We start from the raw sequence: 22,716 nt of genomic DNA on the forward strand, positions 1-22,716 counted from the left end.
CCGCCTACCGGGCTGTGGGGGGAAGTGAATCCCCGGCTCCGCGCACATCACGGACTCGGCGGCGCCTTCGCCGCCACCCCGGTTGGGTGATCAATCGAGCGAAGGTTCGAGGCCCAACCCTAGTGACCATCTCGTAACCATTACAATCTTCACCGGGAGAAACTCGACACACGACGTACTTCTTTTACTCACAACACACAGCGTGTAGCGGCAACTTGACGGCCGGTTGCGTAACCCGGAGAGGTCGTCGCTCCGCGCGGACACAGTCATCCAGTCACCACGGCATGCCGTGCGCGTGGGGCAGCGACCCAGCTGTGCGGGAGCCTGGTCCCTTTGTCCCCCCCTGACCCCTTGGTGACCCTGGCCCCTTGGTGACCCTGGCCCGCTTCGGCGGTACCCGGCCGGCCCGCTTCCGGGCGGTGCTCGCGGAGGGTTTGTCCGCGAACTCCCCCGGAATTGTGCGTGATCGGTAACAGACGCATCCTTCGGCCCCCACACCTCGTCCTGCCATGTGGTCGCAAGGTGACCGCGATCGGCGAGGGACTGCGAAGCAAGGGGCGGACATGGCACGGCACGGCGGCGGGCGGGGTTGGTACGGCAAGGTGCTCGGGGCGGGGCTCGGGGTGACGCTGCTCGCCGCCGGCGCCTCGGTGTGGACCGCGCAGGCCGACTCCGCGGGCGGCTCGTCACCGCGGGCGACCGCGCCGGCCATGCCGGGCAGCGACGTCAAGCCGGTCGCAGCGACCATCGCGCACTCCTCGGATGCGGGGGCGCACGGCGTCAACATCACCATCGACGACGGCCCCGACCCCACGTGGACCCCTCAGGTGCTCGACCTGCTGCGGGAGTACGGGGTGAAGGCCACGTTCTGCATGATCGGACCGCAGGCGCAGGCCCACCCGGACCTCGTGAAGAAGGTGGTCGCGGCCGGGCACCGGCTGTGCGACCACACGGTGTCGCACAACACCGCCATGGACAAGGCTTCCCAGACGTACCAGTCCCAGCAGATACTCGACGCCGAACGCATGATCACCAAGGCATCCGGGGGTGTACGGCCGATGTACTACCGGGCGCCCGGCGGGGCCTTCACCCCATACAGCCGCAAGCTCGCCTCGTCCCGGGGCATGCGCCCGCTGGGCTGGAACGTGGACAGCAAGGACTTCGAGCGTCCCGGTACGGACGCCATCGTCGCCACCGTCGAGAAAGAACTGCCCAACGGACCGACGCTCCTCTTCCACGACGCGGGCGGTGACCGTACCCAGACCGTCGAGGCCCTGCGCCGCGTCCTCCCCCGGCTCAAGGAACAGGGGTACTCCTTCGGCTTCCCGGTGCGCTGAGCCCCGGTCCGTGTGCACCAGCCCCAAGACGGCTGCCGGGCGCCCGCCGGACCGCCCCTCACCCGCCGGGCCGCCAGCCGGGTGTCGGGACGGCCGCGCGCAGCGTGCGGGTGTAGTCGTCCGCGGGGGAGTCCAGCACCTGCGCGCAGCTGCCCTGCTCCACGACCCGGCCGCGCCGCAGCACCAGCGCGGTGTCGCACAACTGCCTCACCACCGCCAGGTCGTGGGAGATCAGCAGGTAGGCGATCCCGGTTTCGGCCCGGATGTCGGCGAGCAGATTGAGGATCTGTGCCTGGATGGAGACATCGAGCGCGGAGACCGCCTCATCCAGGATCAGCACCCGCGGTTCGGCGGCGAGAGCGCGGGCGATGGCTGTCCGCTGCCGCTGACCGCCCGACAACTCCTTTGGTATGGAATCGGATTGACGTGCCGTCAGTCCGACCTGGTCCATCAGCTCATGCACACGGATCGCGCGTTGGGGTTCCGTCAGGTCCGTCTGGTGGCGGAGCACCTCCTCGACCGCGGACCGTACGCTCTGCGTCGGGTCCAGAGAGGTGTAGGGGTCCTGGAAGACGATCTGCGCCTCTCGCGCCCTGCGGCGGCGTTCGGCGGCGCCACGGCCCGGCCGGGAACGGTCGCGCCCCAGGACGGTGATGGTGCCGCTGGTGGGGCGTTCCAGGCCCACCAGCATCCGGGCGATGGTGGTCTTGCCGGACCCGGACTCCCCCACGATGCCGAGCGAACCGCCGGCCGGAACGGTGAAGTCGACGTCCGCGACAGCGGTGTGGCGGGTCTGGCCGCCGCTGCCGTCCGGCACTCTGAAGACCTTGCCCAGGCCGTGGACGGAGACCGCTTCGGCCGCGGCCCGGTCGGGCTGGTGCTGTGCGGCGCTGGTCACGCGCTCGCCTCCTCGGCACAGATCTCGGCGACCCGGTGGCAGCGCACCAGACCGTCCTGGAAGGGCAGCAGCTCCGGACGGCTGTGCCGGCAGATGTCCCGGACATGCGCGCAGCGGTCGGCGAACGCGCAGCCGGGGCCCGAATCGAACGCCGAGACCGGACGTCCCGGAATGGCGTCCAGCCGCTCCATCCGCGCGTCGATGGACGGCCGCGAGCCCAGCAGTCCTCGCGTGTACGGATGCGAGGCGCGGTCGTGCAGTGTGCCGGCGGCGCGGATCTCCACGATCCGGCCCGCGTACATCACCGCGACGCGCCCGCACACCGCGAGTGCCAGGTCCAGGTCGTGGGTGATGAAGACCATGCCGATGCCGCGTTCACGGCGCAGCCGGTCCAGGATGCCCACGACGTCCGCCTGGATCGTGACGTCCAGGGCGGTGGTGGGTTCGTCGGCGAGGATCAGCCGGGGCTCGGCCAGCAGAACCGAGGCGATCATGACGCGTTGCAGCATGCCGCCGGACAGTTCGTGCGGGTACTGCCGCAGCCGCCGGGCCGGGTCGTCGATGCCGACCTCGGCCAGTACGGCCTCGGCGAGGGCCCGGGCCTGCTTGCGGCTGACACCGCGGTTGCGGACCAGGGCTTCGGTGAGGAAGGAACCGACGCGCCGGATCGGGTTGATGTGGGCTCGCGGATCCTGGAACACCATGCCGACGCGGTTGTCCCGGTAACGGCGCAGCGCCGCGGCGTCCATCGCGCCGACGTCCTGGCCCTCGAAGCGCAGTACGCCTTCGGCACGGGCCCCGGCCGGCAGCAGCCGGGTGACGGCGCGCACCGTCATCGACTTGCCCGAGCCGGATTCGCCGACCAGACCCAGTGCTTCGCCCGGGGCGAGGGTGAGGTCGATGCCGTCGAGGACCGGCCGCGGGGTGTCCTGCGCGGCGAGATGGACAGTGAGGCCGGCGATTTCCAGCAGCGGTGGGGATGGTGTCGTGTCGGTCATGACGGGGCTCCGGTGGTTCGGACAGTGCGGCGGGGTGTGCGGCGGCGGCGCAGATACGGTTGCGGGCGCTCGCCGCTGATCCGGCTGCCGAGGACGGTGAGCGCCAGTACGCACAGCACGATCAGCACCCCGGGGGCGATGACGGTGAGCCAGTAGCCCTTGGCCAGGGCGTCGCTGTCGCTGACCATGACGCCCCAGTCGGAGCCCGGTGCCTGCACGGCAAGGCCCAGGTACGACAGGGAGGCCAGGTCCAGCAGGGCGTAGCCGAAGGCGATGGCGGCCTGGCCGAGCACGACCGGGGTGATGTTGCGCAGGATGTGCCGGACCGTGATGCGCAGCGTCCCGAAACCCTGGACGGCGAGCGCGTCCACATAGGGGCTGACCCGCTGCTGGCGGGCGGCGGCACGCACGATCCGGCCGAGGAAGGGGATGTAGGCGATGGAGAGCGCGGCGACCGCCGGCGTGAGCCCGGGTCCGAACAGTGCCACGGCGAGCACCGCGAGCAGCAGCCCCGGCAGGGCGTACACCAGGTCGAAGACACGGGCGATGACGGCGTCCACCGCTCCGCCGTACCAGGACCCGGCCAGTGCAAGCGGGATGCCGATCAGCAGCGAGACGACCACGACGAGTGCGGGCCCGAGCAGGCTGGTGCGCGATCCGTAGACGAGCCGGGAGGCGATGTCGCGGCCGAGGCCGTCGGCGCCCAGCAGATGGGTACCGGACGGTGCGGCGTAGGAGTCCAGGAGGCTCTGCGTGTTGGGGTCGGTGGGCGCCAGCAGCGGCGCCGCGACCGCGAGTACCAGGACGAGCAGCAGGAAGGCGGCAGCCGCGATCCCGGAGACTCCGAGGGCGGCTCGGGTCCTGCGCGACCAGTCGGCCCCGGGGGCGGACCGGACGGCAGCGGCGGCGGTCTCCGTGGTCTCCGCGGCGGAGCCGGTGGAATCGGTGAGTGCGGTCATGCGGTCCTCCCCGCGGTGCGCAGGCGTGGGTCGATCAGGGCTTGGACCAGGTCGCTGACGGCGTTGCACACGACGAACACGCCGACCAGCAGCAGCGCGACGGCCTGCACCACGGGGAAGTCCTTCTGCGCCACCGACTGGATGGTGAGCTGTCCGATGCCGGGTACCGCGAAAGCGGACTCCACCACGAGCGTGGAGGCGAAAAGACCGGAGGTGAGCAGCCCGACGGCGGTGATCACCGGCGGCAGGGCATTGCGGAACACGTGGTCGCGCAGCACCACCCGCCGCGGCAGGCCCCGTACCAGCGCGGTCTGCACGTGCTCGCGGTCCAGTTGCTCGCGCAGGGCGTTGCGGGTGACCCGGGCCAGGAAGCCGGCCGAGATCAGCGCGAGCGCACAGGCGGGCAGTACCAGGCCGTGCACGGTCCCGCCAGGACCGCCGCCGGTGCCCGACGCCGGGAACCACCCAAGGCGTACCGCGAACACCGAGATCAGCAGGGTGGAGGCGACGAACGGCGGTACGGTCACCGACACCGAGGTGACGGTGTTGACGGCGGCGTCCACCCGTCCGGGCCACAGCGCGGCGGCCGTTCCGAGCGTCAGCCCGAGCAGCACCACCAGCACGATGCTCAGACCGACCAGCAGCACGGTGGTGCCGAGCCCGGCACCCACCCGGTCGCTGACGGGCTGTCCGGTGACCATGGAGCGGCCGAGGTCGCCGTGCAGCAGACCGGTGAGCCAGTCCCAGTAACGCACCAACAGCGGCTGGTCGAGGTGGAGTTGGTGGCGGACCGCGGACCGCGCCTCGGCGGAGGGCGCGCGGCTGCCGAACAGGACGTTCTCCGGACTGCCGGGCGCGAGGTAGAGGCTGCCGAAGACCAGCATGCTGGAGAGCAGCAGTGTGGTGACCATCCCGCCCAGGCGGTACAGCAGCAGGCGCCCCATCAGGGCGCACCGATGGCCGCGGCCCAGGCGGAGGCCATGTAGGAGAAGGTCAGCGGCGCGCCGGTGACCGCCTTGTTCTGGAACAGCACGGCGCGCGGCGCGACGATCGGGATCCACGGCAGATCGCGCGCCAGCACCTTCTGCGCGGTGAGCACGTGGGCCGCGCGGGCCTGCGGGTCCGCGGCGCCCTGGGCCCGCAGCAGGGCCTGCTCCACGGTGGGGTCGGAGTAGCCGTTGAAGTTCTGCGCGCCGGCCTTGGTGGCGTAACTGGCGTACATCGTGGCGGCCTCGGGGAACTCCAGGTAGTTGACCGTCAGGAACGAGTCGTAGGCGGAGCGGGCCCTGCGGTCGGTGAACAGCTGTCCGTACTGCTGATCCGGCAGCCCGGTGATCTTCACGTTCAGGCCGATGGCGTTGCCGGTCTCCTGCAGTACCTGCGCGAGCTGGGTCTGGCTGGGGGTCCCGGCGGCATAGCCGATGGTGATCTTCCTGCCGGTGGCGTTCGCCTGCTTGACCAGCGCGGTGGCGGCGGCCACGTCGGGAGCCTTGGCCAGACTGTTGTATCCGGCGGAGTACGTGGACTTCGCCGGGCTGCCCTGCCAGAATCCGGGGCCCGCCACCGCGTACAGCGGGTCGGCCGCGCCGTTGAACAAGGTGGTGGCGATGGCCTTGCGGTCGATCGCCATGGACAGCGCCTGCCGCACCCGCCGGTCGGCCAGGCCGCCGGTGAACCGGGTGACGATCAGGTCGATGTTCTGGGTCGTCGATCCCCTGGCGCCGATGTAGAGCTTTCCGCCGGCTGCCCTGCTCAGCTTGCCGATGCCGGAAGCGGGCAGGTCGAAGCCGCCCTGCAGGCTGCCCGAGGCGAGCGCGTTGGTCAGCGCGGACGGGTCGGTGAGGAACGTGAAGGTGATTTTGTCGGCCTTGCCGGCCCGGCTCGGGTCCCAATACCGGGGATTGCGTTTGAGGACCATGGTGTTGGTGCCGTCGAAGGACCCCACGGTGTACGGACCGGCGCAGACCACACCGGTTCCGGGGCTGCCGAAGTGCTGCCCGGCCTTGACCGCGAACTCCTTCTCCACGACAGCGGCGGCCAGGACACCCAGGTCATGGACGAAGAGGTAGTCGGGCCGGCTGAAGGTGATCGTGACCTGGGCGGGGCCGGTGGCCCTGATCGCGCTGACGTCGGCATAACTGTCGGAGAAATTGCTGGCCACTTTGGGATCCTGGTTGCGCGCCAGGCTGAAGGCGACGTCCTCGGCGGTGACCGGATGGCCGTCGCTGAAGACGGCGCGCGGATCCAGGCCGAGCACCAGGTGGGTGGCGTCGGGCTGCTTCCAGGACTTGGCGATGCCCGGTCCCAGGCTGTAGTCGGGCGCGGTGCGCAGCACCGGCTCGCAGACGTTGCCCAGGATGGTCTCCTCGGGGTAGTCGGCGGTCTTGAGCGGGTCCTCGGAGTACGGGGCGTGGTAGTCCCCGGACCAGGTGAGGTTGCCGATCGTGCCCGTGCCGGGGGCGGTGGTGACCTGCGTGGTACTGAAGTTGCTGCCGGATCCGGAGGTGTCGGCGTGCGTGCCGGATCCGCCGCAGGCGGTGGCGAGCAGCGCGAGGGCCGCGACCGGGACGGCGGCGCGCAGCGGGCTGCGTCTGGCCGGGCGCGCCTTCGCATGTGCCGTGACATGTGCCTTGATCTGCATGGTGGTACCTCTCCGTGGGACGGCGAAGGGGAGGGGGGTTACGTGCAGGACGGTGGGGTCAGGACGCGGTGTGCACGAGGACGCCTTCGACGTAGGTGCGCTCCACCCGGCTGCGGCCGATGTCCCGGGCGGGCCCCGCGAAGGGGTCGCGGTCCAGCACGACCAGATCGGCGTACTTGCCGGTCCGGACCGAACCGGTCTCCGCCTCCAGGTGATTCACCCGCGCACTGCCCGCGGTGTACGCGGCGATGGCGGCGCCCAGGTCGATCCGCTCCTCGGGGACGAAGACCCGTTCGTCGTCCCCGGTGCCGCACCGGTTGACGGCGACGTGGGCTCCGAGCATCACGTCAGGGGTGCTCACCGACCAGTCACTGCCCGCCGCGAGCATCGCCCCGGCGCGCAGCAGTGAGCCGAACGGGTACTGCCGGCCGGACCGGCGCTCGCCCAGGAAGGGGATGGTGAGCTCGTCCATCTGCGGTTCGTGCATCGCCCACAGCGGCTGGATGTTGGCGGTCGCGCCCAGCGCCCGGAAGCGCGGGATGTCGTCGGGGTGGACCACCTGCAAGTGCGCGAGATGGTGCCGGTTCCCCCGCCGGCCGTTGCGCCGCTGCGCTTCCTCGACGGCGTCCAGGGCACTGCGCACGGCGCGGTCGCCCAGCGCGTGGAAGTGCACCTGGAATCCGGCCGCGTCCAACTCACTGACGTACTCGGCGAGTTTGCCCGGGTCGATGAAGTCGATCCCCGACTCGCCGCTGGAGCAGCCGCAGCCGTCCAGATAGGGCTCCAGCATCGCGGCGGTGTGGTTCTCCGCGACACCGTCGAGCATGATCTTCACGCTCCCCGCCCGGAACCGTCCTCGCCCGTCCCCCGCGCCGGCCGCCCGCTCCCGGCGGTCCGCGAAGCCCGCGAGCTGTTCGAGTCCGCCGTCCCGGTCCCACCACTGGGCGCCGCGGACGCGGGCGGTGAGCGTCCCCCGGCCGACGGCGGCGAGGTAGGCGCCGTACACATCGCCGGGGCCGAAGGCGCTGCCGACGGCGGCGTCCTGCCAGCCGGTGATGCCGAAGCCGTGCAGGTGGCGTTGCCCTTCGAGCAGGCCTTCGTAGAACTCCTCGTCCGTGACGGCCGGGATGTGACGGGTCACCAGGTCGGCGGCGCCCTCCTGGAGCATCCCGGTGGGGACGCCGTCGCCGTCCCGCTCGATGCGGCCGTCCGCCGGGTCGGGCGTGTCACGGTCGATGCCGGCGATCTCCAGGGCACGGGAGTTGACCCACAGGCCGTGGCCGTCCCGGTTCGGCAGGGCGACCGGGCGTTGCGGGACGACGGCGTCCAGCATCGCGCGGTGCGGAGTGCCGCCCGGGAACGCCTCCATGCTCCAGCCGCCGCCGGTGATCCACTCGCGCTGCGGATACGCGGCGGCGTAGGCGGCTACGGCGTCGACGTAGGCATCCGCCTCCTCCAGGTCGTACAGGGCGCAGCTGCGCAGACCGGCCCCGGCGAGGACCGGATGGACATGCGAGTCCTGGAAGCCCGGCAGGAGCAACTTCCCTGCCAGGTCTATGACTTCGGTGTCCGCACCGATGAGATGCCGGACGTCCTGGTCGTCGCCGACGACCACGATCCGGCCGTCACGGACGGCGACGGAGCCGGCCCGGGGACGGGCCGGATCGACGGTGTGGACGGGGCCGCCGGTGAAGACCAGGTCGGCGAAGTGGTGATCGCGGGGCACGGGGCCTCCGTAGGGGGAAGTGGCACTGCTGGATGATCGAGCAGCAAACCCGATGACAATGCCACTGTCAACGCCGTTGACAACGATGCTCGGTTACGATCGGATCAACCGGCGCCTACGGGGCCGACCGATGGAGGGAGCAACATGGGGCAGGCCAAACCGACCGCGGTGACACCCCGCACTCGCAGGGCGGCACTCACCAGGGAGTCGATCCTGGAGGCGGCACTGCACGTGTGCTCACCCGAAGGCGGTGCGGTCCTGACCTTCAGCCGGCTCGGCAAAGAGCTCGGCGCCGACCCCACCGCCGTCTACCGGCACTTCCGCGACAAGGACGAACTCGTACTGGCGCTCAGCGAGGTGCTGGTCAGGGAGTCGGAGGAACTCACCGCCGCCACCGCGCCCGGCCGCGAGGACTGGCGCGGCTGGCTCACCGCCACCGCCCGCGCACTGCGCACCGTCTATCTGCGCCGCCCGGTCCTCGCCGTACTCGCCGCCGGACGCACCACGGCCGGACCGGCGGAGACCGAGAGCGTCGAGGAGATCATCGGAGTACTCCACCGGGCCGGGCTGCCCGTGATCGAGGCGGCCGAGTGCTACCGGATGGCCGTGGACCTGACGCTGGCGTTCATCCACACCAACGCCTCGTTCCTCGTCCTCGACGCCGACACCCAGGCCAAGGACGACATCGCCTGGTCCGTCAAGTACGGCCTGCTGCCCGCCGACCGCTTCCCGCTGCTCCAGCAGAGCGCGCCCCGCCTCACCGAACTCTTCCGCAAGGACGAGGAAGTCTTCGAGATGGTCCTGTCGACCTTCCTCGACGGCGTGGCACTGCGCATCGAACGCGCCGGGGAGTGAGCGGGGCGCTGCGCCCAGGGACGACCGGGGCGCTACGGGCCACCGGTCCGCAACCCGCTCGACAGCTCACAGTTCAGGAGAGGCGTGCCTTCAGAGCAGTGAGGCCGGAGGCGAAGGTCGCGTCGCCAATACCCGCTTCGACCTGGGGCACGACATCGTCGGCACCTTCGTAGGTCGCCGACCAGACGACCTCGCTTCCGCCGGGGTGCTGCCGGACTGCCAGCGTCGCGTGATACCCGGTGATCGGCAGAGGGAGATCGAGGACCGCGTAGGTGTAGAAGCGGTGGGCGGCATCGTGTACGAGCAGGCGCTCATGGGCCACGTCCTCGCCGTCCACCGTGAACACCCGGACGGCTCCGGGCTCATTCGGGTCCTCGCGCTCCTCGATCCGTGGGCTCGGTACACCAGGTACCCAGTCGCCGAGTGCGGCGAAGTCCCCGATCAGCGCCCAGACCCGTGCGGGTGGGGCGGGAACGACGATTGAACGGGTGAGTTCGTGCATGTGCAAGCCTCTCTGCCTTTCCGATTGCTGCCGATTGCCGCCGGGCGCCGCCGGTTGCGACGCGAAGGGGCACTGCCCAGGTCAGGCGGGGGTCCAGGCCTTGGGCCAGTCCGCGCCGCGCAGCTTCCCGTCCAGGCCCCCGTCGCAGAAGAACAGCGATCCGACGCAGTAGGACGCCCGGTCCGAAAGCAGGAAGTCCACCAGCTCGACCACTTCCTCCGGTCGCCCGGCGCGGCCGGCCGGAACGGAGGCGAGGAAATCGTCCATCGCGGCGGCGATCTGCGGGTCGTCGCGTCCGTCCTGCGTCATCGGGGTGTCTATGAAGCCCGGCGCGACCGCGTTCAACCGGATGCCGTCGGCGATGTAGTCCGCCGCGCGGGTGCGGGCGTAGTGGGCGAGGGCGGCCTTGGTCGCCGGGTAGGTCAGCACTGCGCCTTCGTCGTCCTGCGCGTCGGCAATCCGGCGGGCCTCCCGCTCGTCGCCCGCCAGGCAGGCCTCGGCCAGCTCGGGATGCCAGCCCGGCTGCGTGGTGGTCGAGTTCGATGACGCGAGGACGACCCCGGACGTACCGGCGGCGGCGAGCAGGGGACTCACACCCTCAAGCATCCGGATGGCGCCGAAGTAGTTCACCGAGACCAGGAGGCTCGGCCGCCGCCCCACGCCACTGGCGAGGCCGGCGAAGGGCAGGAATCCGTCGAGCCGTCCGCCGGACAGTTCGGTGAGCCGTGCCACGGCCCGGGCTCGACCGCTCTCCGTGCCCAGATCGGCCTCGACATCGGCGTTCCTGAGGTCGACCCCGATGACGCGGTGGCCCTGATCGGTGAACCGGGCGGCGAGTGCGGCACCCATTCCGGAAGAGGAACCGGTGATGGCGATGGTGCTCATGTGCGTACTCCTCCTGCGTTCCGTGCGGCCCCCGGGGCAGCGCCGTGCCTACCCCTCCTCCGAGGGAATCGGGCACTCGTTGCACATATTGCACTATCGTTCCGTGCTGCCACCGAGGCGGGGGTACGACGTGCGCGGGAGGATCTGGCCGCCGCTGCCGGAGCAGGGACTCAATCGGACGCCGTGACCGGGGACCACATACCGAGCCACTGCTCGGCGCCGTAGGCTTCGAACCGCTCCACCTCGGTGAACCCCAGCTTCGCCGCGAGTCGCATCGAGCGGGCGTTGGCGGTCTGCGTAAAGAGCACCACCGGCTCACCGGGAAGCTCGTGGGCGAGCCAGCCGAGTGCCGCTGCGCACGCCTCGGTGGCGTACCCGAATCCCCACGTCCGCGGCAGGAACAGGTAGCCGAGCTCGGCTTTCCCGGCAGCGGCCGGAGTGCTGTGCCCCGTTGCCCTCCTGAGAATGATCTGGCCGATCAACGCTCCGTCGAGGTCGACCACGAAATGGCCGGGGCGCCGCTCGGGCGCCCCGGCCATCTCGCGCTCAAGCTCTTCACGCGGCCGGGGGCCACCGAGGTAGGTGTGCACCTCTGCCGAGGCCAGCAGCTCGATGAACGCCGTACGGTCCCGGGCCTCGGGCTCGCGGAGCACGAGCCGCTCGGTCTTGATCGGGGCAGGTGGCCAGGCGACGGGGCCGAGTTCAGTCATGCCGGCCACCCAATCAGCAGGGTCGGCAGCGATCAAGGTTCGCGGGGACCGGCCGACCCACCCGGGGGTCCGCCCCTCGCCAAGGCCGTGACGGGCTCCTGACCGGGAGATCACTCCGGCGGCTACCAGGGAACCACCTGATCCTGGTAGTTGAGAAATTTCAGGCCCGGTTCGCCGCTGTGGCGCTCGATCGTGTCCACCACGCCCGGGACGGACTGGTTGACGGTCAACGGTGCGCCCGGCCCGCCGAGTTCGGTGCGGACATGCCCGGGACAGATGAGCAGGAGGGTGTGCGCGGCGTCGGCGTACCGGGCCGCGTAGCTGCGCATCAGCTGGTTCAGAGCGGACTTGCCGGCGCGGTAGACATCCTGCCTGCCGTTGGTGTTCAGGCTGACGCTGCCCTGTCTTGAGGACATGACGCCAATGGTCCCCGTGGGCGTGACCAGCGACCGGAAGGACTCCACCACGTGCATCGGGCTGAGCGCGTTCGTGACCATGACCTCGACGAACATCTCCTCCGGGACGTCGCCGACCGGAATGTCGCCCCGTGTGATGGCGGCGTTGACGAACAGCAGGTCGAGGGTGCGCTCCGCCAGGCGGTCGCGCAGCGCGGTGATCTGCTTCGGCTCCGTCGTGTCCAGTGACTCGACCGTGACCCTGCCCCCGGACGCGTCGGCCAGGTCGTGGAGACCGGTGCGGCGACTGCCCCGGACGGTCCCGATGACGTCCCAGCCCCGGTGCGCGTACTCGGTGGCGAGGCCGAGCCCGAGGGTCCGGGACGCCCCGACGATGAGAGCGGTCTTGGCGCTCATGCCAGGACCGCCGGCTTCAGGACCTCTTCACACCATGCGCGGAAGGTTGTCGGGCTCGCGGTCCGGGGGGTGCGCCGTACGCCGCCGTCGAGGCCGTCGTCCTTGGCACGCATCATGTCCACGTAGCCGTCGACGATCGCGTTGCTGATCCCGTACCCGGTGAGCGCGGCGCGGAAGTCGCCGAGCGACTGCCGTTCGTAGCGAACCGGGCGGCCGAGCACCTCGGTCAGGATGCGCGCCATGTCGTTCGCCGAAAGGTCCTCGGGGCCCAGCACCGGGACCTCCCCCGCCCCCGACCACGAGCGGTCGAGCAGCAGGCCGGCGGCGGCCGCGGCGATGTCCCGGGTGGCGGCCACCGGTGCTGTGCGGTCGGCGGTGACGGTGTCGGTGAACACGCCCTGGTCGCGGATCGGCGCCACCTGCCGCAGCAGGTTGTCCATGAAGGTCGGGTTCGCGAGCGCGCGGTAGGCCACGCCTGTGCTCGCGATGAGGTCGTCCATGGCGAGCGACGCCGTCACCTGCCCGGCGCGGGCGGCTGCAGGAGTGCCGCGGCCGAGCGCCGAGACGCCGACGACGTGTCCCACGCCGTGGGTCTTGAACGCCCCTGCGGCGGCGCGAGTGAACCCGGAGTACACCGAGTCCAGGCTCGGTGCTTGCAGGTTTGACGGGACGAGCCAGAAGACGGCGTCCGCGCCGGTGAAGGCCCGGTCGACGACCGCCGCGTCGCCGTGGGAGCCGGTGACGACGTCGACGCGGGCGCGGACCGCGGCGGGGAGTTTCCCGGGGTCGCGCACGATGACGCGCAGCTCTTCGCCGTGCGTGGGGGCTTCGTTGAGCAGGATGTCCAGGAGCCGGCTGCCGATCTGGCCGGTGGGAGCGGTGATGACGATCATGCTTCGAGTCTCGGCGCGTGCCACCTGCGGCGTCCAATACCCTTCCCGGCGATTGATACCTTCACGGCATGGATCTCGATCTGCGCAAGCTCCGCTACTTCGTCGCGGTGGCCGAGCACCGGAACTTCGGCCGGGCAGCGGAACAGCTCTACATCACCCAGCCGGTCCTGAGCCGTCAAATCAGGTCCTTCGAGCAGGAGTTGGAGTGCACTCTGTTCGTGCGGACCACCCGCAGCGTGGAGCTGACGGCCGCAGGGAAGCAGCTCCACGAGGAGGCGCAGGAGATCCTCGCGGCCGTCGCGGCGGCGGTGCGACGCGTGCACGACGTCGACCACAGCGTCCAACGGCTCGTTGTCGCCTTCTCCCCCGGGCTGCATGTGTCGGATGCGATCCGGGCTTTCACATCGCGCCACCCGCATGTCGAGACCGACGTCGTCCCGGCACGGTGGTGGGAGCAGGACGCGCCGCTCCGGGACGGCCGGGCCCAGGTGGGGTACCTGCGGCGGCCGTTCGACGACTCGGGGCTGCACACCATCCCCATCGGCCACGAACCCCGGGTCGCCTGCATGCCCACGGCGCACCCGCTGGCGCGCCGTGAGGAGCTCACCTCCGCGGACCTCGCCGACGAGCGGATGCTCGACACGCCGACGCGCCGAACGTCTTCACTTGAGGAGAAATTCGAGCTCATCGCCTCCGGGCACGGCATCGCACTGGTCCCGCTGAGCGTCGCGCGCTCGTACTCCCGCCCGGATCTCACCCACCTCCCCGTCACGGATGCCCCAGAGATCGAGACGTGCCTGGTCGTCCGAGCGGACCGGCGCGACAAGCTGCTGCGCGACTTCCAGGAGATCGCCACCGCGACGCTGCGACACACCTGAGCGATCAGCCGCACACGGCCTCCCCTTCCCCGGGCCCGCCCAGGCGCGCACACCGGATTCCGCACGGACCGCGGGCTCCTCGCACACCGGGACTCCGCGCGGACCGGTCAGCTGCCCGGATGGGAGGCCGCCCAGCCGTGTTCGAGCAGCGCGAAGGTCTCGTCGGCGGCTCGGCGCGGTTCGGCGTGCCGCAGGATGAGGCTGCGGGCCTCCAGGGCAAAACGGGCCAGGGCGGCGCAGCTGACGTCGCCCTCGGGGGCACCCGCAGCCTCGGCGATGGCCCTCGCCAGGGCCGCCTCGTGGCGCGTCCACATCCGGTGGGCGTAATCGCGCAGCGCGGGGGTCTCCTGCACCATGCGCGTGAAGTCGGCGAACCGCGGGTCCGCGACATGGACGGCGAACTGGGTCTGCTTCAGCAGGACGTACTCGCGCAGCGCCTGCGGGATCGACTGTCCCGGGGTGCGTTCGTGTACGGCGGCGACGAGTGCCGCCTCCAGGTCGTCCTCCTGATCGAAGACCAGGGCTTCCTTGCCGGAGAAGTGCTTGAACAGGGTGGTCACCGAGACGTCGGCGGCGTCGGCGACGTCTTTGACACCGACCTGGTCGTAGCCGCGCTCCAGGAAGAGCTCAAGGGCGGCGTCGGCGAGGGACTGACGGGTCTGGGCCTTCTTGCGCTCGCGGCGCCCGGTCGGTTCGGTCACTCGCCCACCATATCTTGAAGTGCACTCGATACAAAAGTTTAGTGATTGCATTTATTTAGCGCGTGTGTTTTCTTGGTGATGCCGGGCTCTCGGCAACTCACCCACCTCCCGAGGGACACACCCATGAACTCTGTCCTTGAACCCCGTATCGCGATGGTCGGCGCCGGCCTCGGCGGCCTCACCTGCGCCCGCGTCCTGCAGCAACACGGTTGCTCCGTCACCGTCTTCGAACGCGAGGCATCCGCCGACGCCCGCCCACAGGGCGGCACCCTCGACATGCATGCCGACACCGGCCAGGCCGCCCTCCGTTCGGCGGGGCTCCTCGACCGGTTCCACGCCCTCTCCCGCCCCGAAGGGGATGAGTGGCGCGTGCTCGACTTCGCCACCGCCGCCCCCCTGGCGCAGCAGGGGCCTTCCGCCACCGGCGGCCGGCCGGAGATCGACCGGGGCCAACTGCGCGGTCTGCTGCTGGACTCGATCGCCGAGGGAACGGTGCGCTGGGACCGCGCCGTCAGCGGGGTCGACCCACTGGCGGACGGCACCTGCCGGCTGCTCTTCGGCGACGGCACCACCGAGGACTTCGACCTGGTGGTCGGTGCCGACGGCGCCTGGTCGCGCGTCCGCCCGGCCCTGTCGGACGCCGCACCCGGTTACACCGGTGTCACCTTCGTCGAGACCGGATTCGACCACTGCGACACCCGGCATCCCGACCTCGCGCGGCTGGTCGGCAATGGATCGATGCTGGCGAAGGGCACCGGCCGGACCCTGGTCGCCCAGCGCAACAGCAACGGCCACATCCGCGCCTACATCGCGTTCCGCGCACCGCAGGACTGGCACGTGGCCGCCGGTATCGACCTCGGCGACCAGGGGGCCGTGCGGGCGCACCTGCTGAGGATGTTCGACGACTGGGACGAGAGCCTGCACTACGTCCTGCGGAACAGCGACAACGGCTTCATCAACCGGCCCCTGTTCGTCCTGCCCGCCCCGCACACCTGGGAGCACGTTCCCGGCGTCACGCTGCTCGGCGATGCCGCCCACCTGATGCCCCCGGTCGGGCTGGGCGCCAATCTCGCCATGCTCGACGGCTCCGACCTCGCCCGCGCCCTCGTCACCGAATCCAGCGTCGGCGACGCCGTCCGCGCCTACGAGAGCATCATGCTGCCGCGCTCGATCGAGGCAGCGACGGGCAGTGCGCAGGGACTCGACCACCTCGTTCCCGCGACGGCCGAAGGCGCGGGGCGCGGGGCACGAGGGGCAGTCGAGGCGTCCTCACCCCACGAGGCGGCACCGCTTGTACGCTGACGGGATGTGGACCTTCGCGAGGAAGGGGCCGGCCTTGTGGACATCGTCTTCTCAAGCCATGTGATCGAATGGCGCGGGCCTTCCCCGTTCTACTTCGTTCCCGTACCGGCGGAGCAGTCCGCCGATATACGGGAGGTGGCGCCGATGGCGACGTACGGCTGGGGCGTCATTCCTGTTGAGGCCCGGGTGGGTGAGATCTCCTTTGCAACGTCGCTCTTCCCGAAGGACGGCGGATACCTGGTTCCGCTCAAGCAGGCCGTGCGCAAGCCGCAGGGCCTTTCTCCGGGGGACGAAGTCACCGTGGAACTGACCGTTCGCCTCTGACTCCGGGGACTGTCCGGGTCTCCATGCTGCTGCCCGACTTGACGGGAGCTCAGTCCCGCGCAGGCGCGGTGAACTGAGTGGCCAGGACCGGCGTCGCCGGACGACTCCTAGACAACACAGAACTCGTTGCCTTCCGGGTCCTGCAGCACGACGGCGTAGTGCCCCATGTCCGGCTCATCCGCGATCCGAAGGACGCCGGCCCCGGCTTCGACCAGTCTCTCCACTGTGGTGGTGACCCGTTGCGTGCGGACCGCCAACGAGACGTCGCGTCCGCCACCGACCTTCAGGTCGAGGTGTATTCGGTTCTTGGCGGTCTTGGATTCCGGAACCTGCTGGAACCACACGCGTGGCCCATGTCCTGCGGGATCGACGATCGACTCCGGGGTATCGCCCGCGCCGACAGGCAACTCCTCGTCAGGCACCCCCGCGGCTGCCCAGTACTCCCGCCAGGTGACATGGCCGCCCGGTGGAGGTTCGGGTACGTATCCCAGAGCCTCGCTCCAGAACGCCACCAGCCTCTGTATGTCGGCGCAGTCGATCGTCAGTTGCAGCGTCGTCTCCATCACCGCAGCCTGGCAGACAGGTCTGACATCGCAGGTGAGCCCACCACCATTCGTGACGCAGTTGCCGCCCGGTCCTGAGTATCCAGAGGGGCCGACAGCGTCAGGTGCCGGAAGCCGCGAGCCGTTGCCGGCAACCTTCGTCGGTCTCCGCATCCCGGACCGACGATTCACGTGTCGAACTGCGACTGCGCCTCAGCGCCTCGTCATCCAACCGACACGCGACGAAGGCACCAGCGTCGAAGAGCCGGCCGCCGTGCGCGAGCGGCCGGCCCCGGGGCGGGATGTCACGGTCCTGTCATACAGCGATCAAGCCAGGAACTTACCGGACCACCTCGCCATCACACCTCGCAGAACCACGGCAAGAGACCTGGGGACACCGGCCGCTCGGCCGATGTCCCACCTGGTCAGAAGGCCTGCCCGGCAAGGGCAGGAACGTTGAGGAGAGAATGATGCTCGTTCGGAAGAAGAAGATATCGATGTTCGCCCTGGCCGCTGTGGCTGCCGGTCTGGCACTCACGGCCTGCGACAACAACGGCACCGACGCGACCTCCTCTTCCCGGGTCGGCTCCTCCTCCAGTACGCAGTCCCCCGCTGCCCCATCCAAGTCCGGCGCAGGCTCGACGTCGGGTACGTCCACGAAGGCGGGGGTGAGCTGCACCAACCAGATCAACTACGCGGGCGACTCCCGCTCCAACGCCGAGATCAACACCATCGGCGAGAACACCGGCCACTGCCCCGCACCCGAAAAGCAGACCAAGCCCGCAGGCACCCCCAAGAAGCCCGGAACCAGCTGCACCAACCAGACCGACTACGCCGGAGACCCCCGCTCCAACGCCGAGATCAACACCATCGGCGAGAACACCGGCCACTGCCCCGCACCCGAAAAGCAGACCAAGCCCGCAGGCACCCCCAAGAAGCCCGGAACCAGCTGCACCAACCAGATCAACTACGCGGGCGACCCCCGCCCCAACGCCGAAATCAACACCATCGGCGAGAACACCGGCTACTGCCCGCCGGTCAAGCACTAGTACAAACACGAGTACCAGCACGAGTGAGCGACAGGCTGACATCGTCGTCACGGGACGGATCGTCGTCGCGGGACGAGACGGAGAAGGGTGCGCGAGGGTGACACGGGAGAAGGGGCGGTCGGCAGTGGAGGGCGGAGCGGAGAGTCCGGGATTTCCGGAAGGCGCGGGAACCCCGAAAGGGGGGCCGTCCCGGCGGGGACTCACCGCAGGCACCCTGGGGCTCTTCCGCAGCGGATGGCCCGGCCTGTACGGCTTCTCCTTCGGCGTCGCACTGTTCGCCGCGCTCGTCGGCACCGCGCTGGTGACGGCGGCGTTCGCCCTCTCGTGGCACGACTTCGCCCTCACATGGAAGTACGCACGCTCCGACATAGCGTACGAGGACCCCCCTTTGGGTTACTTCCCGGACCAGAGGGTCTCCATCGTCCTGAGGAGCTTCCCCTTCATGGGGCTGCTGCTGCCCCTCGCCGTCGTCGTCCTCGCCCTGCTGCACAGCGCATCCGCCGTGGCCACCCGTGATGCGGAGGCGGAAGGCCGCCGGCCCGGCCCCGGCGAGCTGTGGCGGCGCAGCCGCCCTTACACCTGGCTCGCCCTGCGCGTGCAGTTGCTGACGAGTGCGTGCGCGGGAGCCCTGGCCCTGACGGCCCTGCTCGGGTGGATGTTCTTCGAGAACGGGGGCGTCAGCGGCATCGACATCGAGGGACTCTCCCGATCGACCAGCACGCCCTATCGGCTGCTGGGCTACGGCCTGCCCCTCGTCGTCCTCGCCCTTGCCGCCGTCGTGTGGTTCCGTCTGGGCCTCGCCACCGCCGCCGCGGTGAACGGCGCGCCCACCGCGCGGGCCGCCGTACGCCGGTCCTGGACACTGACGGGTGGCGCGCGACGGTGGCGGGCGTTCAGCGTGTGCCTGCTGCTCACGGCCGTCGTCGTCGCGGCGTACGGCGCCCTGTCCCACGCGGCCGAGCCCCTCGCCCACCCGGTCGGCCTCGCCGTGCTGTGGCTCACGAACGACAATCCCTACGCCGCCGGCGCCGTGATGGAGATCGTCCCGGCCGCGGTGAGCCTGCTGCTCCTGACCGCACTGGTCGTGCCACCGGTCAGCGCGGCACTCGCCCTCCTCCGCACGGAGCTTCGACCGGCGGAGGCCGGAAGGCCCGGGTAGCTCCACCGGGGGGGCGCGGCTCTGTCGAAAGGCAGAGTCCCGGATGGGCCCTGGGACTCACGCCCACGCGCCCCTCGCGATCAATACTGGTCGACGTGTCCCTCATCAGCGGTTTCCGCCGTCCCGCCGCACCGGAGTGGGAGCCCCCGGCGCGCCCGACTGCCGGTCGGGCCGCCGCGGAGACGGCCGGTGCGGCGGTCGCCTCACTGCTCCTGTACGTCGGGGTACTCAGATTCTTCGATCCGCCGCACCCGGGCATCCAACTGGGCACGGCCCTGGTCGCCGTGGTGCTCTTCCCCCGCGGCGGCGCATGCCCGCTGTCGTCCTGGTGGCGCTCGCCGTGCTCGCCGGGGCGGCTCCGGTAGCTGCGGGTCGGTGACGTGTACAGCGTCCAGGCCCCCATGGCCGCCGAGGAAGTGGAGTGGCGGAGGGCACGGGTCGCTTAGCACAGGGCCCGTCCGGACGTCGCCGAACAGCCAGGCAGCAGGGCGATCGGGCACGCGACGGCGGAGACCGGCGTCCAGTCGGGTCCTGGCGCCGTCCCGCGCGGGACTCCTCACGACGCCCGGAGCGTCAATCTCGTGGCGCCGGATTCACGCTGCGCAAGGGTGAGCGGACGAGGTGCAATGGGGGCTTTCGGCCACGGCAGGTGGTGGGCGGGAGGGAACCGGGAGGCGCGTGTGGTGGGAGCGGTGCGCCGACGGCAGCATGGGCGACGGGGTGATGGGGGCGGTCCAGGGGCGTGGTCGTAAACCTGCCGCGCGGGGTTGGCCGACCCCACTTGAGCATCACTTTACGTATTTCTCTGAATGCGTTGCGCTTATGGAGGTTTCGGCTCCGCCACGGTGCGCAAAATGTGCGGCCGGTCGGCGGTGCACTCCAGCGGCATCGACTTGAGGAGAGAACCATGTCCACACCTCCTGCTCCGCTCCGGGTCGCCCTGGTCAACGGCAGCTTCGAACAGCCCGCCGTGACCGGTGTGGAGTACCTGCCGGACGCCTCGCAGACGCAAACGGCCAAGCGGGTCCCGGGCTGGCTCACCACCGCCACCGACCACACGATCGAGCTGTGGCACACGGGCTTCAACGGTGTGCCGTCAGCCGACGGCGTCCAGTTCGCCGAGCTCAACGCGTACCAGGTCTCCACGCTCTACCAGGACCTGCCGACCACGCCCGGTACGAAGCTGTACTGGCGGCTGTACCACCGTGGTCGCCAGGGGGACGACACCATGGCGCTGGACATCGGCGCACCGGGCTCCACGGTGCAGCAGAGGCGCTGCACCGACGGCAACACCGCCTGGGGTTACTACACGGGCACCTACACCGTCCCGGCGGGTCAGACGCTGACGCGCTTCGCCTTCCGTTCCATCTCCGCCGCCGGCGGCAACCCCGGCATCGGCAACTTCCTGGACGGCATCTTCTTCGGCACCGCCCCCGCCGTGGTGCTCACCAAGGTCGCTGTTCCCGCGGGGCCGTTGGAGGTGGGCGACACCGTCACCTACCGCATCACCGCCAGGAACGAAGGCGGCGGCGCCGCCGAGAACCTCGTCCTGACCGACGGCGTCCCGCAGGGGACGACGTATCTGCCCGGTTCCCTGCACATCGTCGACGGCCCGAACGCCGGAGCGAAGAGCGACACACAGGGTGACGACCAGGCGTACTACGACGCTGCGGCGAACAAGGTCGTCTTCCATCTCGGCAACAGCGCTTCCGGCGCGGAGGGAGGCAGTCTGCCCAACACCGAGAACCTGCCGGCGGGGACCACGGTGGAGTACCGGGTCGTCATCGACCGGGCCAGCGGCGGCAAGCAGATCAGCAACACCGCGACCGCCTCCTACGAGAACCGGCTCGGCGACAAGCCCGAGCCCTTGACGTCCACCTCCAACGAGCAGGTCACGCAGGTCAATCCGGCAGCCGACCTGACCGTGATGAAGGCAGCCGACGCAACCACCGTCACCGTCGGCCAGACGGTGACCTACCGCGTCACCGTCCGCAACACCGGCCCGAACCGGGCCACCGGCGTCACCGTCACCGACCGGCTCCCCGACGGCCTCACCTTCCTGTCCGCCGAGGGCACACCCGGCAGCTATGACCCGGCCACCGGGCAGTGGACCGTGGGCGACCTGGCCGAAGGCGCCACCGCCGCCCTGGTGCTGCGGGCCAAGGCCACCAAGGCCGGCCGGGCCGGCAATACTGCGACCGCCACCGGTAACGAAACGGATCCCGACACCACCAACAACACCGACACCGTCACCATCTGCGTCGAACCCGCCCGCTCCTGCTGCGACCCCTGCTCGACCCGGGAGTAGCCCTCACAGAGCCTCGCGGCGCACGACGCGTGGGCACCCACCTCGCGTCCCGGGCAGCAGCACCACCCCTTGCGTCGTCGTCGCGGTCGCCCGGCGGTGCCCCGGTCCGGGCGAAATCCGGTCCGGGGCACCGGTGTTCGCGCGCCCGGTGTTCGCACCCGATGCTCGCGCACCCGGTATGGGCGCGGACCCGGTACGTGTCCTGGACGAGCGAGACAGCAGACAGGCGGGACGGCGAACAGGCGGGACGGCGGACAGGCGGGACGGCGGACAGGCAGGCGCCCGTTGCCGACTGCGCGGGCTCCGCTCGCCCCGCCAGGAGGAACCCTGGGTGGGGTCACCGCCGCCGGCCTCCGCCCCGGGTCAGGCTGTGCAACTCCTCGTGTGCCAGGCGGCCGACCAGGCAGCCGCCGAAGACGACGACACCGACGCCGACCAACCAGGACTGGAGGACCAGGAGGGTCCCGATGGGACCGTAGGTGACGGCGCTGGAGGCGATGAGCGGGGAGAAGACGAGCGCGGAGAAAACGCGGAGGCCGATGATGCCCAGCACGGTCGCCACCGCGCCGGGGGCGAGGGCGCTCCACCGCACCCGGCCGGCGAGCAGGAGGTGCTGGGACCACCAGAAGAACAGAACGGCGCTCAGGGAGAGGAGGGCAGCGTCGAACAGGGACTGCCGCCGCGCGGTGGTCGCGGCGACAAAGAGGTAGCTGGTGAGGACGGCGAGCCAAAGGACCTGCCGCCAGCGGGCCCACCACCGGGCCGCAGGCAGATCCCACACCTTCTCGAATCCGCTCTGCACGAGGGCGCCGAAGGACAGGCCGAAGACCGCCAGGCCCGCGATCCCGAGGACCGTGGTACTGCGCAGAGCCTGGCCCGGACTGCCGAACAGCATCTCGATGCGCATCCGGGACGCCGTGGACACACCCGTCCCTTCACCGAGCCATTGCGCGAACCCGCGCCCTTGCCCCGTGTCAGCCGTCGAGACGATGACGAGGAGCGGGACCAAGGTGAGGAACCCCAGAGCCGCGAAGCCCAGGGACCGCTGCCCCAGCTCCATCTGCTTACTCCGCTCCCATCCCCGGCCGGCAATCGAGCCGTGGACCGCAGACCGGAGCCGCCGGAAGAAGGAACGGCCGCCAGGCCCTTCCATACGTGTCGCCATGAAGCTGACATACCACGGCACAAGGACGCCCAACGGCCTTCCACCCGGCCACGTCCGAGACCGGGTGGGAGG

General features: G+C 70.4%; 23 protein-coding genes. 9 read left to right on the forward strand and 14 right to left on the reverse strand.

Annotated elements, in window-relative coordinates; translation table 11 throughout:
• Positions 1–563 precede the first annotated feature (563 nt).
• Positions 564–1,337 (forward strand): polysaccharide deacetylase family protein, encoded by a 774-nt coding sequence (locus tag OG285_RS37605; RefSeq protein ID WP_331760362.1) that lies wholly within the window; start codon positions 564–566, stop codon positions 1,335–1,337.
• Between the two features lie 58 nt (positions 1,338–1,395).
• Here OG285_RS37605 and OG285_RS37610 read toward each other — a convergent pair whose 3' ends face one another.
• The 6 genes from OG285_RS37610 to OG285_RS37635 are packed head-to-tail and all read right to left on the reverse strand — an operon-like array spanning position 1,396 to position 8,559.
• Positions 1,396–2,235, reverse strand: a complete 840-nt coding sequence (locus OG285_RS37610) for an ATP-binding cassette domain-containing protein (RefSeq protein ID WP_356830782.1) — start codon at positions 2,233–2,235, stop codon at positions 1,396–1,398.
• The gene (locus OG285_RS37615) at positions 2,232–3,233 is read right to left on the reverse strand and encodes an ABC transporter ATP-binding protein (protein ID WP_331760363.1); all 1,002 of its coding nucleotides are present in this window, start codon (positions 3,231–3,233) and stop codon (positions 2,232–2,234) included. Before OG285_RS37615 ends, OG285_RS37610 begins: the two co-directional genes overlap by 4 nt.
• Complete coding sequence (locus OG285_RS37620; protein WP_331760364.1) at positions 3,230–4,192, reverse strand: ABC transporter permease; 963 nt, start codon at positions 4,190–4,192, stop codon at positions 3,230–3,232. Before OG285_RS37620 ends, OG285_RS37615 begins: the two co-directional genes overlap by 4 nt.
• The gene (locus OG285_RS37625; protein ID WP_331760365.1) at positions 4,189–5,136 is read right to left on the reverse strand and encodes an ABC transporter permease; all 948 of its coding nucleotides are present in this window, start codon (positions 5,134–5,136) and stop codon (positions 4,189–4,191) included. Before OG285_RS37625 ends, OG285_RS37620 begins: the two co-directional genes overlap by 4 nt.
• Positions 5,136–6,833 (reverse strand): ABC transporter substrate-binding protein, encoded by a 1,698-nt coding sequence (locus OG285_RS37630; protein ID WP_331760366.1) that lies wholly within the window; start codon positions 6,831–6,833, stop codon positions 5,136–5,138. The genes OG285_RS37625 and OG285_RS37630 overlap by 1 nt, the downstream gene beginning before the upstream one ends.
• A gap of 58 nt (positions 6,834–6,891) precedes the next feature.
• Positions 6,892–8,559 carry an amidohydrolase family protein gene (locus OG285_RS37635; RefSeq protein WP_331760367.1) on the reverse strand — a complete coding sequence of 556 codons (1,668 nt, stop codon included), beginning with the start codon at positions 8,557–8,559 and terminating at the stop codon, positions 6,892–6,894.
• A 144-nt stretch (positions 8,560–8,703) separates the two neighbouring features.
• Between OG285_RS37635 and OG285_RS37640 the strand changes: the two genes are divergently transcribed.
• Positions 8,704–9,414, forward strand: coding sequence for a TetR/AcrR family transcriptional regulator (locus tag OG285_RS37640; protein ID WP_331760368.1), 711 nt, complete (start codon positions 8,704–8,706; stop codon positions 9,412–9,414).
• 73 nt (positions 9,415–9,487) lie between these two features.
• On the opposite strand, the gene OG285_RS37645 is transcribed toward OG285_RS37640, so the two are convergent.
• The 5 genes from OG285_RS37645 to OG285_RS37665 all read right to left on the reverse strand — a co-directional run bounded on the left by OG285_RS37645 (position 9,488) and on the right by OG285_RS37665 (position 13,216).
• Positions 9,488–9,916 (reverse strand): SRPBCC family protein, encoded by a 429-nt coding sequence (locus tag OG285_RS37645; RefSeq protein ID WP_331760369.1) that lies wholly within the window; start codon positions 9,914–9,916, stop codon positions 9,488–9,490.
• Positions 9,917–9,997: 81 nt separating this feature from the next.
• Positions 9,998–10,801: an SDR family oxidoreductase gene (locus OG285_RS37650; RefSeq protein WP_331760370.1), complete on the reverse strand. Its 804-nt coding sequence runs from the start codon at positions 10,799–10,801 to the stop codon at positions 9,998–10,000.
• A 170-nt stretch (positions 10,802–10,971) separates the two neighbouring features.
• The gene (locus OG285_RS37655) at positions 10,972–11,511 is read right to left on the reverse strand and encodes a GNAT family N-acetyltransferase (RefSeq protein WP_331760371.1); all 540 of its coding nucleotides are present in this window, start codon (positions 11,509–11,511) and stop codon (positions 10,972–10,974) included.
• 122 nt (positions 11,512–11,633) lie between these two features.
• A complete protein-coding gene (locus tag OG285_RS37660) occupies positions 11,634–12,323 on the reverse strand; it encodes an SDR family oxidoreductase (protein ID WP_331760372.1) in 690 nt (229 codons plus the stop codon).
• Positions 12,320–13,216, reverse strand: coding sequence for an NAD(P)H-binding protein (locus OG285_RS37665; protein WP_331760373.1), 897 nt, complete (start codon positions 13,214–13,216; stop codon positions 12,320–12,322). Before OG285_RS37665 ends, OG285_RS37660 begins: the two co-directional genes overlap by 4 nt.
• 68 nt (positions 13,217–13,284) lie before the next feature.
• On the opposite strand from OG285_RS37665, the gene OG285_RS37670 reads away from it, so the two are divergent.
• Positions 13,285–14,094: a LysR family transcriptional regulator gene (locus OG285_RS37670; RefSeq protein ID WP_331760374.1), complete on the forward strand. Its 810-nt coding sequence runs from the start codon at positions 13,285–13,287 to the stop codon at positions 14,092–14,094.
• A gap of 107 nt (positions 14,095–14,201) precedes the next feature.
• On the opposite strand, the gene OG285_RS37675 is transcribed toward OG285_RS37670, so the two are convergent.
• Positions 14,202–14,795 (reverse strand): helix-turn-helix domain-containing protein, encoded by a 594-nt coding sequence (locus tag OG285_RS37675; RefSeq protein ID WP_331760375.1) that lies wholly within the window; start codon positions 14,793–14,795, stop codon positions 14,202–14,204.
• Positions 14,796–14,918: 123 nt separating this feature from the next.
• On the opposite strand from OG285_RS37675, the gene OG285_RS37680 reads away from it, so the two are divergent.
• Positions 14,919–16,097 (forward strand): NAD(P)/FAD-dependent oxidoreductase, encoded by a 1,179-nt coding sequence (locus tag OG285_RS37680; protein WP_331760376.1) that lies wholly within the window; start codon positions 14,919–14,921, stop codon positions 16,095–16,097.
• A 6-nt stretch (positions 16,098–16,103) separates the two neighbouring features.
• A complete protein-coding gene (locus OG285_RS37685) occupies positions 16,104–16,421 on the forward strand; it encodes a DUF1905 domain-containing protein (protein ID WP_371793734.1) in 318 nt (105 codons plus the stop codon).
• Between the two features lie 107 nt (positions 16,422–16,528).
• Here OG285_RS37685 and OG285_RS37690 read toward each other — a convergent pair whose 3' ends face one another.
• Complete coding sequence (locus OG285_RS37690; protein ID WP_331760377.1) at positions 16,529–16,984, reverse strand: VOC family protein; 456 nt, start codon at positions 16,982–16,984, stop codon at positions 16,529–16,531.
• Positions 16,985–17,433: 449 nt separating this feature from the next.
• Between OG285_RS37690 and OG285_RS37695 the strand changes: the two genes are divergently transcribed.
• The 4 genes from OG285_RS37695 to OG285_RS37710 all read left to right on the forward strand — a co-directional run bounded on the left by OG285_RS37695 (position 17,434) and on the right by OG285_RS37710 (position 21,479).
• Positions 17,434–18,012, forward strand: a complete 579-nt coding sequence (locus OG285_RS37695; protein WP_331760378.1) for a hypothetical protein — start codon at positions 17,434–17,436, stop codon at positions 18,010–18,012.
• A 97-nt stretch (positions 18,013–18,109) separates the two neighbouring features.
• Positions 18,110–19,171, forward strand: coding sequence for a hypothetical protein (locus OG285_RS37700; RefSeq protein WP_331760379.1), 1,062 nt, complete (start codon positions 18,110–18,112; stop codon positions 19,169–19,171).
• Positions 19,172–19,266: 95 nt separating this feature from the next.
• Entirely contained in the window at positions 19,267–19,536 is a 270-nt protein-coding gene (locus OG285_RS37705; RefSeq protein WP_331760380.1) for a hypothetical protein, read from the forward strand.
• A 542-nt stretch (positions 19,537–20,078) separates the two neighbouring features.
• Complete coding sequence (locus tag OG285_RS37710; protein WP_331760381.1) at positions 20,079–21,479, forward strand: hypothetical protein; 1,401 nt, start codon at positions 20,079–20,081, stop codon at positions 21,477–21,479.
• 337 nt (positions 21,480–21,816) lie between these two features.
• On the opposite strand, the gene OG285_RS37715 is transcribed toward OG285_RS37710, so the two are convergent.
• Positions 21,817–22,644 (reverse strand): ribonuclease BN, encoded by an 828-nt coding sequence (locus OG285_RS37715; RefSeq protein ID WP_371793735.1) that lies wholly within the window; start codon positions 22,642–22,644, stop codon positions 21,817–21,819.
• Positions 22,645–22,716: the final 72 nt, after the last annotated feature.

This window comes from Streptomyces sp. NBC_01471, from assembly GCF_041438865.1.
In the GTDB taxonomy this organism is placed as follows: domain Bacteria; phylum Actinomycetota; class Actinomycetes; order Streptomycetales; family Streptomycetaceae; genus Streptomyces.

Bases quoted from the DNA above. Each gene is read 5' to 3' on its own strand.
- OG285_RS37605 (WP_331760362.1), top strand. From the start codon at position 564: ATGGCACGGCACGGCGGCGGGCGGGGTTGGTACGGCAAGGTGCTCGGG.
- OG285_RS37615 (WP_331760363.1), bottom strand. From the start codon at position 3,233: ATGACCGACACGACACCATCCCCACCGCTGCTGGAAATCGCCGGCCTC.
- OG285_RS37620 (WP_331760364.1), bottom strand. From the start codon at position 4,192: ATGACCGCACTCACCGATTCCACCGGCTCCGCCGCGGAGACCACGGAG.
- OG285_RS37625 (WP_331760365.1), bottom strand. From the start codon at position 5,136: ATGGGGCGCCTGCTGCTGTACCGCCTGGGCGGGATGGTCACCACACTG.
- OG285_RS37630 (WP_331760366.1), bottom strand. From the start codon at position 6,833: ATGCAGATCAAGGCACATGTCACGGCACATGCGAAGGCGCGCCCGGCC.
- OG285_RS37640 (WP_331760368.1), top strand. From the start codon at position 8,704: ATGGGGCAGGCCAAACCGACCGCGGTGACACCCCGCACTCGCAGGGCG.
- OG285_RS37645 (WP_331760369.1), bottom strand. From the start codon at position 9,916: ATGCACGAACTCACCCGTTCAATCGTCGTTCCCGCCCCACCCGCACGG.
- OG285_RS37650 (WP_331760370.1), bottom strand. From the start codon at position 10,801: ATGAGCACCATCGCCATCACCGGTTCCTCTTCCGGAATGGGTGCCGCA.
- OG285_RS37655 (WP_331760371.1), bottom strand. From the start codon at position 11,511: ATGACTGAACTCGGCCCCGTCGCCTGGCCACCTGCCCCGATCAAGACC.
- OG285_RS37660 (WP_331760372.1), bottom strand. From the start codon at position 12,323: ATGAGCGCCAAGACCGCTCTCATCGTCGGGGCGTCCCGGACCCTCGGG.
- OG285_RS37665 (WP_331760373.1), bottom strand. From the start codon at position 13,216: ATGATCGTCATCACCGCTCCCACCGGCCAGATCGGCAGCCGGCTCCTG.
- OG285_RS37670 (WP_331760374.1), top strand. From the start codon at position 13,285: ATGGATCTCGATCTGCGCAAGCTCCGCTACTTCGTCGCGGTGGCCGAG.
- OG285_RS37680 (WP_331760376.1), top strand. From the start codon at position 14,919: ATGAACTCTGTCCTTGAACCCCGTATCGCGATGGTCGGCGCCGGCCTC.
- OG285_RS37690 (WP_331760377.1), bottom strand. From the start codon at position 16,984: ATGGAGACGACGCTGCAACTGACGATCGACTGCGCCGACATACAGAGG.
- OG285_RS37695 (WP_331760378.1), top strand. From the start codon at position 17,434: ATGCTCGTTCGGAAGAAGAAGATATCGATGTTCGCCCTGGCCGCTGTG.
- OG285_RS37710 (WP_331760381.1), top strand. From the start codon at position 20,079: ATGTCCACACCTCCTGCTCCGCTCCGGGTCGCCCTGGTCAACGGCAGC.
- OG285_RS37715 (WP_371793735.1), bottom strand. From the start codon at position 22,644: ATGGCGACACGTATGGAAGGGCCTGGCGGCCGTTCCTTCTTCCGGCGG.